Consider the following 12,901-nt stretch of genomic DNA (forward strand, 5'->3'; position numbering starts at 1 on the left):
CAACGGCAGCGACGCAGAGATCGGGCCGACAACTCTCGCGGAGTGGCCGGCCCGATCGATGTTCGTTTCGCTACAGGTACTGGCCCGTGTTCGACTCCGTGTCGATCGCGCGGCTTGCACTGGCGTTCTTGCCCGTGACGAGAGTGCGGATGTAGACGATCCGCTCCCCCTTCTTGCCCGAAATACGTGCCCAGTCATCAGGATTGGTGGTGTTGGGCAGATCCTCGTTCTCGGCGAACTCGTCGACGATGGAATCGAAGAGGTGCTGCACACGCAAGCCCGGAGCACCGGTGTCGAGCACAGACTTGATCGCGTACTTCTTGGCGCGGTCGACGATGTTCTGGATCATCGCCCCCGAGTTGAAGTCCTTGAAGAACAGAACTTCCTTGTCGCCGTTGGCGTACGTGACCTCGAGGAAACGATTCTCTTCGCTCTCCGCGTACATGCGATCGACGACGCGAACGATCATCGCCTTCAAGCAGGCAGTGCGATCTCCACCGAACTCTGCCAGGTCGTCTGCATTGATCGGCAGACCGTCCACCAGGTACTTCGAGAAGATGTCCTGAGCGGATTCCGCGTCGGGGCGCTCGATCTTGATCTTCACGTCCAGTCGGCCCGGACGCAGGATGGCCGGGTCGATCATGTCCTCACGGTTGGAAGCGCCGATGACGATGACGTTCTCGAGCCCTTCCACACCGTCGATCTCGCTGAGCAGCTGCGGAACAACCGTTGTCTCGACGTCGGAGGAGACTCCCGAACCACGGGTACGGAAGATCGAGTCCATCTCGTCGAAGAAGACGATCACCGGAGTGCCCTCGGACGCCTTCTCACGAGCACGCTGGAAGATCATCCGGATGTGACGCTCGGTTTCGCCGACGAACTTGTTCAGAAGTTCCGGGCCCTTGATGTTCAGGAAGTAGGACTTGGCGTCCTTGCTGTCCTGACCGCGGGCTTCGGCGATCTTCTTGGCCAACGAGTTGGCGACGGCCTTGGCGATGAGCGTCTTGCCGCAACCAGGCGGACCGTAGAGCAGTACACCCTTCGGCGGCCTCAGCGAATACTCGTGGAACAGATCCTTGTGGAGGAACGGGAGTTCGACGGCATCACGGATCTGCTCGATCTGACGCCCGAGACCACCGATGTCGTCGTAGTGAACGTCCGGAACTTCTTCGAGAACCAGATCTTCGACCTCGGCCTTCGGGATGCGCTCGAAGGCGTACCCGGCCTTGGTGTCGACGAGCAACGAGTCGCCCGGACGCAGTTTCCTGGTCGGAGAATCGGCGTCGTACGCGATGATGTCGGCTTCGGGGTCGGCGAAGACGGCTGCCAACGGCGCTGCGAGCCAGACGATGCGCTCTTCGTCGGCATGACCGACCACCAGTGCGCGCAAGCCGTCGTCGAGTACCTCACGGAGCGTGCTGATCTCACCGACCTGCTCGTAGGTGCCGGCCTCGACGATGGTGAGTGCCTCGTTGAGGCGAACCGTCTGCCCGAGGGCGAGGGTGTCCGTGTCGATGTTCGGTGAGCACGTCAACCGCATCTTGCGACCCGACGTGAACACGTCGACGGTCTTGTCCTCGTGTACCGAGAGAAGGACTCCGTAACCGCTCGGCGGTTGACCGAGTCTGTCGACTTCTTCACGAAGCGCGATGAGCTGCTGACGGGCCTCTTTGAGGGTGTCCATCAACTTGCTGTTTCGGATGGACAACGAGTCCACCTTCGACTCCAGCTCACGCACCTGCTCCGGCGATTGTGCAAGTTGTCGGCGCAGTACTTGTGCTTCCACTCGTAGCGCGTGGAGTTCTTCTGCTGCCGCAACCGAATCCGGGTTCTCTGTCGAGCTCATGTGCGTCTCCTCCCAGTGCGATCCATCAACGCTACCGGCATAAGGCCCCAACTGTCGCCAGACACGGTGCGCGAGTGCGAATTCACACCTGCGCGCGGACCGTGCCGACTGGTCTCGAGCCAGAATTTGGTCATGTTAGCCTTGCCTACAAGATGGAGACAGCGCCTGTCTCTCTTTACAACGAAAGGTAACGCTGTGATCATCCGCAAGACTCTCATCAGCGCTTGTGCTGTCGCTGCCGTCCTGACCATGGGTGCATGCAGCTCGGACGACAACAAGGATTCGACGGCTGCAAGTTCTACTTCCGCCGCCGCCTCGAGCACCACGGCCAAGGCCTCGGCTTCCGCCACGACGTCAGCTGCCGCTGCCGCAGCGGCTCCGACGGCCGAGGAGCTCAACGCTTCGCTCGTCGCTCTGATCGATCCGGCCAAGCCGATCGAGGAGAAGACCGCTCTGGTGGTCGACGGAACCAAGCGTCAGGCCAACATCGAGACGATGAGTGCTGCACTGGGCGGTAACCCGGCCTACGCGATCACGTTCAACGTAAACAACGTCAAGGTCGACGGTCAGACCGCAACTGCAGACGTCGCCGTCGTCAGCCCGCACGGCGCCGCCCCGGCCACCCCGTGGACCTGGGAGCTCGAAGACGGCTCCTGGAAGCTGTCCGACACCTCGGCTTGCGTGCTCCTGGAAATGGGCCGCGCGTCCTGCACCGCATAACTTCCAGCTACGACAAGAGCGGCGATCCGGATACCGGATCGCCGCTCTTGTTGTTTTCGTGTGACTACTTGGCCGCGGTGTTCGAGCCCTTGCCCGCACGCCGCTGCGGCTTCGGGGTGACAGTTCCTTCGGCGAGACGACGAGCGCTCACGAGGAACGCGGTGTGGCCTTGCATCCGATGTTCGGGGCGCACCGCCAATCCGACGACGTGCCAACCGCGCACGATCGATTCCCACGAGCGGGGCTCGGTCCAGCATTCCTGCTCCCGCATCGCCTCGACGACCTTCGAGAGCTGAGTAACGGTCGCGACGTAGACGATCAACACGCCGCCCGGCACGAGTGCCTTCGAGACGGCGGGCAGGACGTCCCACGGGGCCAGCATGTCGAGTACGACGCGATCGACTTTGCCTCCGTGCGCTTCCGGATCGAACTCGGCGAGATCGGCGATGGTCAGTTCCCAGTTCGGCGGACGTTCCCCGAAGAAGGTCTCGACGTTGCGAACCGCATGTTCGGCATGATCGTCGCGGACCTCGTAGGAGATGACCTTGCCCTCGGGTCCGACGGCACGCAGCAGCGAACATGTCAGTGCGCCGGAGCCGGCTCCGGCCTCGAGCACGCGTGCTCCTGGGAACACGTCGCCTTCGTGGACGATCTGAGCTGCGTCCTTCGGGTAGATGACCTGGGCACCGCGCGGCATGGACAGCACGTAGTCCACCAGCAGGGGGCGCAGTGCGAGATAGGGCGTGCCGTTGACCGACTTGACGACGCTGCCCTCGTCGGCACCGATCAGATCGTTGTGAACGATTCCGCCCTTGTGGGTGTGGTATTCGCGGTTCGCCTCGAGAACGATCGTGTAGTGGCGTCCCTTGCCGTCGGTCAGCTGTACTCGGTCGCCGACGCGGAACGGACCTGACGGCCGCTTGCCCGGCGCAGTGAGATCAGCTTCTGGAAGCTCTTGTTCGGGAATCTCGGCGACAGCGGACTGCACAACCTCATCCACTTCGGTCGTGCCTTCTTCTGGTTGCAGCTCGTTCGCCATGCGCAGATGATCCCTGTTCGCTTGTTTCCGGTGTCCTCGCCACCGGCTCCGACGGAGTTGTCGGACCAACCGCATAGCCTGCCAGGTGTGAGCTCTGTCGAATTGCCAACCCCCACTCCAACGGGTGCAACATCACACGAGCGCCCGCGTAGTCGGCCGGCGCTCTCTCCGTCTCGGGCGGGTGACTACAAACAATGCCCCCTGCTCTATCGCTTCCGAGCAGTCGACAGAATTCCGGAAACGCCAACCAGAGCCCAGGTCAGAGGCACCGTCGTACACGCGGCACTGGAAGCACTGTTTGCACTCCCGACCGGTCACCGGGTTCCCGATCGCGCAGCCGAACTCGTCCGTCCCGCGTGGGAACGTGTCAGTGCCGAGTCTCCCGAGGCCGCTGACCTTGTTCCGGAGGGCGAGCTGGATTCGTTCCTCGACGAAGTCGGCAAGCTCGTCGCGACGTACTACACGCTCGAAGATCCCACTCGATTCGATGCCGAGGCGTGCGAGGTCTACGTCGAGACCGAATTGGAGAACGGCGTTCGACTCCGCGGCTTCGTCGACCGGATAGACGTTGCACCGACGGGTGAGGTGCGGGTGGTCGACTACAAGACCGGAAAAGCGCCTCGCGAGTTCACCGAATCCAAGGCGCTCTTCCAGATGAAGTTCTACGCGCTCGTACTGCTGCGCACTCGCGGAATCGTTCCCGCACAACTGCGCCTGATCTATCTGGCCTCCGGCTCGATTCTCACGTACGCCCCGGATCACGACGAGCTCATCCGATTCGAGCGAACCCTCTCCGCCATCTGGAAAGCGATCCTCGCAGCAGGTGCGACCGGAGACTTCAGACCCAAGCCTGGCAAACTGTGCGACTGGTGCGATCACAAGTCACTGTGCCCCTCGTTCGGCGGAACACCTCCGCCCTATCCAGGTTGGCCGGACCTGCTGAGCACCGAACCTGTTGCCGCAAAGGAGAATTCATAACATGACGGACAGTTCGTACTACCGCTACCTCGGAACGACGGAGGAAGGGCACGAGCGGTTCGCGAGCACTCAGGCAACTGTCAGCATCTGGGGCCCGACACTGCAGCACGGCGCTCCCCCGTCGGCGCTATTGGTTCGAGCCCTCGAGCGGTGCGGTGCGCGCGACGAAACCCGTCTGACGCGCGTCGTCGTCGAGATTCTCGGACCGATTCCGATTGCCGACCTCGAAGTCCGGTCCTGGATCGAACGACCCGGTCGCCGAATCGAATTGATCGTCGCCGAACTGTGGGCAACCACCGCCGACGGATCTGCACGCGCGGTTGCGCGCGGTACGGCGTGGCGGATGGAGACGGTGGATACCGGCGACGTCGTCCACGTAGTCGATCCCCCGCTCGAACCCCGCGACAGCGGCACCCCGGGCGTTCTCGAGGGTCTGTGGAGCGTCGGCTATCTCAAGACCCTCGACTGGTCCTGGATTGCTCCGATCGGGTGCGTGGGAACCGGGAAGGTATGGGCGCGCCCCAAGCCAGAGCTGGTCGAGGGTGAGAAGATGTCTGCTCTCGAGCGTTTGTTCGCGGTGGCCGACATCTCAAACGGGGTCGGCGCCAAGCTCGACCCGGAGCACTGGACGTTCCTCAACACAGATCTCACGGTGCATATCTTCCGTGTGCCCGAGGGAGAGTGGGTCGGTGTCGCCGCCGAAACCACAACGGGTCCGGACGGCGTCGGCATGTGTGCGGGCGTGCTCTACGACGAGCAGGGTGCGGTGGGCCGTATCGCCCAGACTTTGCAGATTCGCGCCCGTTCCTGATTTCCAGGAACGGGCGCGAATGCGCGTAAATCTATTCAGGCAGTGATCAGAAAGCGCGTACCGAGCGGATGTTCGACGCGAGGATGGCCTTGGCACCGAGTTCGGCCAAGGCATCCATCACCTGGTTGTGTCCCTTGATCGGGACCATCGCGCGAACCGCGACCCAGTCGGGATCGGCCAACGGCGAGAGCGTCGGCGACTCCATACCCGGAGTCATCTTGATGGCGTCGTCGAGGATGGTGCGCGGGCAGTCGTAGTCGATCATCAGATTCTGCTGCGCGAAGACAATTCCGCGTACGCGTTCGATGAGCTGGTTGCGTGCGGGATCGTCCTGCGGAGCGCCGGTGCGCTCGATCAGGACACCTTCGGAATCGCAGAGCGATTCACCGAAAGCCACGAGGTTGTGTTGGCGGAGAGTACGGCCCGATCCGACCACGTCGGCGATCGCGTCGGCGACGCCGAGCTGAATCGAGATTTCCACTGCTCCGTCGAGACGGATGACGGTGGCGTCGAGTCCGCGATCTGTGAGGTCCTTACGGACCAGGTTCGGGTACGACGTTGCAATGCGCAGGCCGGACAGATCCTCGACGGCCCAGTCCTTGCCGGCCGGTGCTGCGTAACGGAACGACGAACGGCCGAAGCCCAGTGACAGACGCTCGGATACGGGAGCACCCGAGTCGCCGGCGAGATCACGACCGGTGATGCCGAGATCCAGCTCACCGGAGCCGACGTAGATCGCAATGTCCTTGGGGCGCAAGAAGAAGAACTCGACCTGATTGGCCGGATCCAGGACCGTCAGATCACGGGAATCGGTGCGTCGACGGTAGCCGGCCTCGCTGAGAATCTCGGCGGCGGACTCGGACAGTGAGCCTTTGTTGGGAACTGCTACGCGCAGCATGGTGGATGTCCTTTCGGAAGGTGTGGGTGACGTGAGACGACATGAATCGGAAGCCCTGGACGAGCGAGACGGAGTACATCTCGCTGGTCAGCTCCGATCACAGATGTCGGTACACGTCCTCGAGGGTCAGTCCGCGACCGACCATCAACACCTGCGTCCAGTACAGCAGCTGGGAAATTTCCTCGGCTAGCTGCTCATCGCTCTGGTATTCCGCAGCGATCCACACTTCACCGGCTTCCTCGATGACCTTTTTGCCCTGAGCATGCACACCGGCGTCGAGGGCGGCGACAGTGCCGGACCCCTCGGGGCGAGTAGCAGCGCGCTCGGTCAATTCGGCGAACAAGGATTCGAAGGTCTTCACGGGTAGCTATTCTTTCACGAGGACGGAAGCGGTTTTCACACGCCCACGAACAGCGGTGTTCACAGGCCTGCGTCGAGGCTGCGCGAACTCACGAACCTGCGGGTCTGCCCGGTGATCGGATCCGGGTACTCCAACGCTCGCGCCAACAATCGCAACGGAGTCGAGAAGTCACCGGGCACTGCGGGCAGATACTCCGGATAGTAGTTGTCACCGACGATCGGGACGCCCAGCGAGTTGAGGTGCAGCCGAAGCTGATGGGTCCGGCCGGTCCGTGGGAGCAACCTGTATCGCCCGAGCGTCCGGCCGGCCGAGTCGGTGATCACCTCGATCAGTTCGATCGAGGTCTCACTGTTCGGCTCGCCCGCGATTTCGGTAGCCGTCATCTCGCCGTGAACTTTGTTGATGCGGCTGCGCACCGTGCGAGGGAAAGTCAGTTCCGGATCGAAGCCCGCAATCGCCTCGTACTCCTTGACGATCCGCTGCTCGGCAAAAAGTTCCTGGTACGGCCGTCGTAGGTCCGGTGTCACGGTGAACACGATGACACCCGCCGTCATCCGGTCGAGGCGGTGAACTGGCGCAAGATCCGGAAGGTCCAGGTCACGACGCAGGCGCACGACTGCGCTTTCGACGATGTGCGCTCCCCGTGGAATGGTCGCCAGGAAGTGCGGTTTGTCGATCACGAGAATCGAGTCGTCGCGGTACAAGATCTCGATCTCGTGCGGAACCGGAATCTCGGGGGCCGGCTCGCGGTAGAAGTACACGAACCGGGTCGGCTGATAGGGCGTTCGGCTCGTGATCTTCCGCCCGTGCTCGTCGACGACGTCCCCGGCGCTGACGAGGTCCGCCCACAGGTCCCGCTCCCCGGGGTGCTCGCCGACCAGGTGCTCGAGGACGGTCCGCGCCGACGACTCCGCCGGCATCCGCAGCCGGTCAGGTCCGAGACCGTTTCGGATCGGCAACGGAGCCTTGGGCACAGCTCAGTCCTGCTCGAGGTCTGGTGAACAACTCTCGCAGAGCAATTCGAGGGTTCGGCCGTCGCCGTCGATCCGGTTGCGGTACCGCGGGGTCGGGGTACCACAATCGACACACACGCCGAGTGTCTTGGCTTCGGATGAGAACTCGATGTTCATCCGCTTGTCGAACACGTACAGGGAACCGTCCCAGAGGCCGCGGTCGCCGAAAGTCTCGCCGTAACGGACGATTCCGCCGTCCAACTGATAGACCTCGTCGAAACCACGTGAGCGCATCAGCGAAGACAACACCTCACAGCGCACTCCGCCGGTGCAGTACGTGACCACGGCTTTGCCCTTGAGATGGTCGTATTTGCCACTGTCGAGTTCGTTGACGAAATCCCGAGTGGTGGCGACGTCCGGAACTATCGCATCTCGGAAACGGCCGATCTCGGCTTCGAAGGCATTGCGCCCGTCGAAGAACACGACGTCGTCACCGCGAGTGTCGACGAGTTCGTGTAGTTCCTTGGGCACCAGGTGAACTCCTCCGCCGACCACACCGTTCTCGTCGACTTTCAGCTCGTCGGGGGCACCGAACGTCACGATCTCCGAGCGTGCCTTGACACTCAGACGAGGGAAATCGTTCCCGAGGCCGTCCGACCACTTGATGTCAGCGGTACGGAAGGGTTCGTAACCACGCGTACCACGGACATATCGCTTGACATCCTCGATGTCTCCGCCGACCGTCGCGTTGATCCCGTGCGGCGAGACGATGATCCGGCCCGTCAGGTTGTTGGACTCGGCCAGGCTGTGCTGCCACAGCTTGATCGCTTCCGGGTCCGCCAACGGCGTGAACTGGTAGAAGAGAACAATTTTCGGAATAGCCACAGCAAATCCAGCCTAACGTGCCGCGCTCGAGTGAACGTCGTGAAGATCGTGAATGGACAAGTCCAACAGGGACTCTCGAAACACGCGTCCAGGGCCGGCGGGGACGTCGACCTCACACGGAACGACGAGCACCGCGCAACCCGCAGCGCTGGCCGACGCCGTGCCGGTCGGCGAGTCCTCGATCGCGAGGCACTGCGCCGGCTCGAGTCCGAGCAGATGCGCGCCGCGCAGGTACGGATCCGCTGCCGGTTTCCCGTTGGGGACCTCGTCGCCACACACCGAATGGTCGAAGAACTCACGGCCGAGCATGCCGAGTGCCCGATCGACCAGAACTCGCTCGGTGTTGGTGACCAGTGCAGAACGCAGACCACCGTCACGCACGGTCGACAGAGCGTCGCGAGCACCCGGCCGCCAGGTCACGCCGTCCTCGAACAGATCGCCGACGCGGGTGTACATCCAGTCCTTCGCCTCGGCGATGGCATCGGGATGCTTCTCCAGGCCGAGCGCGTCGAACACCGTCGCAAGGGCGAAGGGACTCGACGCACCGATGACGGCAACGCGTGTCGCTTCCGTCATCGGTCCGCCCAGGCGTAGGGACAGCTCACGAAGCGCGATGTCCCACAGCTTCTCCGAATCGAGCAGGGTGCCGTCCATGTCCCACAGGACACCACCGAGCGTTGATTCGGATACTTCGGTCAACAACTCAGACATTGAAATACTTTGCTTCCGGGTGGTGCAGGACAAAAGCGTCCGTGGACTGCTCGGGATGCAGCTGCAGCTCCTCGGACAATTCGACGCCGATTCGTTCGGGTTCGAGCAACGCCACCAACTTGGCTCGATCCTCGAGATCCGGGCACGCGCCGTATCCGAACGAATAACGAGCGCCGCGGTACTCGAGATCGAAGTAGCCGGCAACCTCGGTGGGATCCTGCTCCGCGACGGTGTGACCCTCGGGAAGCACTAGCTCTTCACGGACGCGTCGATGCCAGTACTCGGCCAGAGACTCCGTGAGCTGGACACCGATTCCGTGAACCTCGAGGTAATCGCGGTACGAGTTCGACGCGAACAACTCGTTGGCGAAGTCCGCGATCGGCTGACCCATCGTCACCAACTGGAACGGAAGAACGTCGACCTGACCGGTCGCTTCTGCTTCCTTACGCGAGCGCACGAAGTCAGCGATGCACAGGAAACGGTCGCGATGCTGACGCGGGTAGGTGAACCGGAACCTTTCAGGTGCATCCGGTTTCGGCTCGGTGAGCACGATGACGTCGTCGCCCTCCGAGATCGCCGGGAAGTACCCGTACACGACCGCGGCATGCGCGAGGATGCCCTCGGACGTCAACCGATCGAGCCAGTACCGAAGTCGCGGACGGCCTTCCGACTCGACCAGTTCCTCGTACGTCGGACCGTCGCCCTTGCGCTGACCGCGAAGGCCCCACTGGCCGAGGAAAAGAGCGCGCTCGTCGAGCAGCCCCGAGTACTCGGACAGCGAGATTCCCTTGACGATGCGCGAGCCCCAGAAGGGAGGTGTCGGCACCGCGATGTCGGTTGCGACATCGGAACGCTCCGGCAGGACCACGGGAACCGCTGCAGCCTTACGCTTTTCGGCGATGCGCTTGGAACGCTCGTGACGTGCCTTACGCTCGGCAGCCTTCTCGCGAGCAGCGATGGCCTCCGGGCTGTCCGGCGCCGGGCCGCCACCACGCTTGGTCGTCATGATCTGGTCCATCAAGTTCAGACCCTCGAAGGCGTCGCGGGCATAGCTGACGTCGCCCTCGTACACCTCCTGCAAGTCGTTCTCGACGTAGGAGCGCGTGAGCGCCGCACCACCGAGCAGAACCGGGAACTTCTCGGCGACTCCGCGTGCGTTGAGTTCCTGGAGGTTTTCCTTCATCACGACAGTGGACTTCACGAGCAGTCCGGACATGCCGATCACGTCGGCTTTCTTGTCCAACGCGACGTCGAGGATGGTCGCGATCGGCTGTTTGATACCGATGTTGACGACCTCGTAGCCGTTGTTGCTCAAGATGATGTCGACCAGGTTCTTGCCGATGTCGTGAACGTCGCCCTTGACGGTCGCGATCACGATGCGACCCTTGCCGTCCTCGTCGCTCGCCTCCATGTGCGGTTCGAGGAATGCCACGGCAGCCTTCATGACCTCGGCCGACTGCAACACGAACGGCAACTGCATCTGTCCGGAGCCGAACAGCTCGCCGACGGTCTTCATGCCCGAGAGCAAGGTCTCGTTGATGATGGCCAGCGGAGGCTTGATCGTCATCGCCTCGGTGAGGTCGTCGTCGAGGCCGTTGCGCTCACCGTCGACGATTCGGCGTTCGAGCCGGTCGAACAACGGAAGTCCCGCCAGTTCCTGCGCACGAGACTCACGCGCCGACGCTGCCGAAACGCCCTCGAACAGAGCCATCAGCTTCTGCAGCGGGTCGTACCCCTCGCTACGACGGTCGTAGACGAGGTCGAGTGCGGTTTCACGCTGCTCGTCAGGAATTCGGGCCATCGGCAGAATCTTGGACGCATGAACGATCGCCGTGTCCAGACCTGCCTCGGTGCACTCGTGCAGGAACACCGAGTTGAGGACCTGCCGTGCGGCCGGGTTCAAACCGAACGAGATGTTCGAGATACCCAGGGTGAAGTGGAGTTCCGGGTACGCAGCCTTGAGCTGACGGATGGCTTCGATGGTCTCGATGCCGTCGCGTCGCACCTCTTCCTGACCGGTGGAGATGGGGAAGGTCAAGGCGTCGACGATGATGTCGGACTCGGCGAGTCCCCAGTTTCCCTTGATGTCCTCGATCAGACGCTTGGCGATGGCGACCTTCGTCTCGGCGGTGCGAGCCTGGCCCTCTTCGTCGATGGTCAGGGCGACGACCGCCGCGCCGTGCTCCTTGACCAGAGTCATGATCTTGTGGAAACGCGATTCGGGGCCGGCGCCGTCTTCGTAGTTGACGGAGTTGACGGCGCAGCGGCCACCGAGGTGCTCGAGGCCGGCTTGCAGCACGGCAGGCTCGGTGGAGTCGAGCATGATCGGCAGCGTCGAGGACGTCGCCAGGCGGCTGGCAAGTTCCGACATGTCGGCGGCACCGTCGCGGCCCACGTAGTCGACGTTGAGGTCGAGCATGTGTGCGCCGTCGCGGGTCTGGTCCTTGGCGATGTCCAGGCACTTCTGGTAGTCCGCGGAGAGCATCGCCTCGCGGAAAGCCTTGGAGCCGTTGGAGTTCGTGCGTTCGCCGATCATCAGGATGCTGGCGTCCTGCTCGAACGGCACCGCCGAGTACAGCGAAGAGGTGCTCGGCTCGTGGATCGGCGTGCGCTGGGCCTTCTCGACCTGACGAACCGCGTCGGCGACCGCGCTGATGTGCTCGGGCGTCGTACCGCAGCAGCCACCGACGAGGCCGAGTCCGAACTCGGAGACGAAACCACTGAGGGCTTCGGCCAATTCGTCGGCAGTCAGCGGGTACTCGGCGCCCTTGGGGCCGAGCTGCGGCAGACCTGCATTGGGCATGACCGACACCGGCAGCGTCGAGTACTTGGACAGGTGCCGGAGATGTTCGCTCATCTCGGCCGGCCCGGTGGCACAGTTCAGGCCGATCATGTCGATACCGAGTGGCTCGAGTGCCGTCAGCGCCGCACCGATCTCACTGCCCAGGAGCATCGTTCCAGTTGTCTCTACCGTCACGTGCGTGATGATCGGCAACCGCAGTCCGAGTTGCTCCATCGCGCGCTGACTGCCGAGAATGGCCGCCTTCACCTGAAGCAGGTCCTGGCAGGTTTCGACGAGGATGGCGTCGGCGCCACCGTCGATCATGCCGAGCGCAGCTTCGGTGTACGCGTCACGCAGGACTGCGTACGGTGCGTGTCCCAGGCTGGGGAGCTTGGTTCCCGGTCCCATCGAGCCGAGTACGAATCGGGCCATGCCGTCGCGGCCTGGTCCCATCTCGTCCGCTACTTCACGGGCGAGAGCAGTGCCTTTTTCCGCGAGTTCGCGGATCCGGTGAGAGATGTCGTAGTCGGCGAGGTTGGGCAGGTTGCAACCGAAGGTGTTGGTCTCGACGGCATCGGCACCAGCGGCGAAGTACGCACGGTGGATGTCTTTGAGCACGTCGGGACGGGTGTCGTTGAGGATCTCATTGCACCCCTCGAGGCCGAGGAAGTCGTCCAGGGTGAGGTCCGCGGCCTGCAACATGGTGCCCATCGCTCCGTCGCCGATGACAACGCGCTGTTTCAGCGCATCAAGCAGGGCAGAGTTAAATGGGGCAGACATGCCGTCCAGAGTAGTGGGCGCACCGACAAGCTCTGGCCGTAGGCTGGGTGGGTGAGTCCAAGTGAGTTCCCCGTCACTCCCGACGGCCCGGTCGATTTCGATGATTCCGCGGCCTTCGAGAGCCCTGACGGCTTTGC

General features: G+C 62.9%; 11 protein-coding genes. 3 read left to right on the top strand and 8 right to left on the bottom strand.

Annotated features, from left to right (window positions below; translation table 11 throughout):
• Positions 1-70 precede the first annotated feature (70 nt).
• Complete coding sequence (arc, locus tag V3587_RS26825) at positions 71-1,846, bottom strand: proteasome ATPase (protein WP_003944870.1); 1,776 nt, start codon at positions 1,844-1,846, stop codon at positions 71-73.
• A 195-nt stretch (positions 1,847-2,041) separates the two neighbouring features.
• On the opposite strand from arc, the gene V3587_RS26830 reads away from it, so the two are divergent.
• Positions 2,042-2,566, top strand: coding sequence for a hypothetical protein (locus V3587_RS26830; RefSeq protein ID WP_065352493.1), 525 nt, complete (start codon positions 2,042-2,044; stop codon positions 2,564-2,566).
• A gap of 64 nt (positions 2,567-2,630) precedes the next feature.
• On the opposite strand, the gene V3587_RS26835 is transcribed toward V3587_RS26830, so the two are convergent.
• The gene (locus V3587_RS26835; RefSeq protein WP_007729892.1) at positions 2,631-3,554 is read right to left on the bottom strand and encodes a tRNA (adenine-N1)-methyltransferase; all 924 of its coding nucleotides are present in this window, start codon (positions 3,552-3,554) and stop codon (positions 2,631-2,633) included.
• A gap of 138 nt (positions 3,555-3,692) precedes the next feature.
• Between V3587_RS26835 and V3587_RS26840 the strand changes: the two genes are divergently transcribed.
• Positions 3,693-4,583, top strand: coding sequence for a RecB family exonuclease (locus V3587_RS26840; RefSeq protein ID WP_370852750.1), 891 nt, complete (start codon positions 3,693-3,695; stop codon positions 4,581-4,583).
• Between the two features lies 1 nt (position 4,584).
• Entirely contained in the window at positions 4,585-5,394 is an 810-nt protein-coding gene (locus V3587_RS26845) for a thioesterase family protein (protein ID WP_003944950.1), read from the top strand.
• 46 nt (positions 5,395-5,440) lie between these two features.
• On the opposite strand, the gene hisG is transcribed toward V3587_RS26845, so the two are convergent.
• The 6 genes from hisG to metH form a co-directional block, all read right to left on the bottom strand.
• The gene (gene hisG, locus V3587_RS26850) at positions 5,441-6,292 is read right to left on the bottom strand and encodes an ATP phosphoribosyltransferase (protein WP_003944905.1); all 852 of its coding nucleotides are present in this window, start codon (positions 6,290-6,292) and stop codon (positions 5,441-5,443) included.
• A gap of 97 nt (positions 6,293-6,389) precedes the next feature.
• Entirely contained in the window at positions 6,390-6,653 is a 264-nt protein-coding gene (locus V3587_RS26855; protein WP_003944933.1) for a phosphoribosyl-ATP diphosphatase, read from the bottom strand.
• A 59-nt stretch (positions 6,654-6,712) separates the two neighbouring features.
• The gene (locus tag V3587_RS26860; protein WP_047270562.1) at positions 6,713-7,573 is read right to left on the bottom strand and encodes a pseudouridine synthase; all 861 of its coding nucleotides are present in this window, start codon (positions 7,571-7,573) and stop codon (positions 6,713-6,715) included.
• 57 nt (positions 7,574-7,630) lie between these two features.
• Positions 7,631-8,491 (bottom strand): oxygen-dependent tRNA uridine(34) hydroxylase TrhO, encoded by an 861-nt coding sequence (gene trhO, locus V3587_RS26865; RefSeq protein ID WP_042450983.1) that lies wholly within the window; start codon positions 8,489-8,491, stop codon positions 7,631-7,633.
• A gap of 12 nt (positions 8,492-8,503) precedes the next feature.
• Positions 8,504-9,202, bottom strand: a complete 699-nt coding sequence (locus V3587_RS26870; protein WP_007729900.1) for an HAD family hydrolase — start codon at positions 9,200-9,202, stop codon at positions 8,504-8,506.
• Positions 9,195-12,764: a methionine synthase gene (metH, locus tag V3587_RS26875; protein ID WP_151098068.1), complete on the bottom strand. Its 3,570-nt coding sequence runs from the start codon at positions 12,762-12,764 to the stop codon at positions 9,195-9,197. Before metH ends, V3587_RS26870 begins: the two co-directional genes overlap by 8 nt.
• Between the last annotated feature and the right edge of the window lie 137 nt (positions 12,765-12,901).

Origin of the sequence: Rhodococcus sp. IEGM 1306 (assembly GCF_036541985.1) — a bacterium.
Taxonomy (GTDB): domain Bacteria; phylum Actinomycetota; class Actinomycetes; order Mycobacteriales; family Mycobacteriaceae; genus Rhodococcus_F; species Rhodococcus_F qingshengii.

Bases quoted from the DNA above. Each gene is read 5' to 3' on its own strand.
- arc (WP_003944870.1), bottom strand. From the start codon at position 1,846: ATGAGCTCGACAGAGAACCCGGATTCGGTTGCGGCAGCAGAAGAACTC.
- V3587_RS26845 (WP_003944950.1), top strand. From the start codon at position 4,585: ATGACGGACAGTTCGTACTACCGCTACCTCGGAACGACGGAGGAAGGG.
- hisG (WP_003944905.1), bottom strand. From the start codon at position 6,292: ATGCTGCGCGTAGCAGTTCCCAACAAAGGCTCACTGTCCGAGTCCGCC.
- V3587_RS26860 (WP_047270562.1), bottom strand. From the start codon at position 7,573: ATGCCGGCGGAGTCGTCGGCGCGGACCGTCCTCGAGCACCTGGTCGGC.
- V3587_RS26870 (WP_007729900.1), bottom strand. From the start codon at position 9,202: ATGTCTGAGTTGTTGACCGAAGTATCCGAATCAACGCTCGGTGGTGTC.
- metH (WP_151098068.1), bottom strand. From the start codon at position 12,764: ATGTCTGCCCCATTTAACTCTGCCCTGCTTGATGCGCTGAAACAGCGC.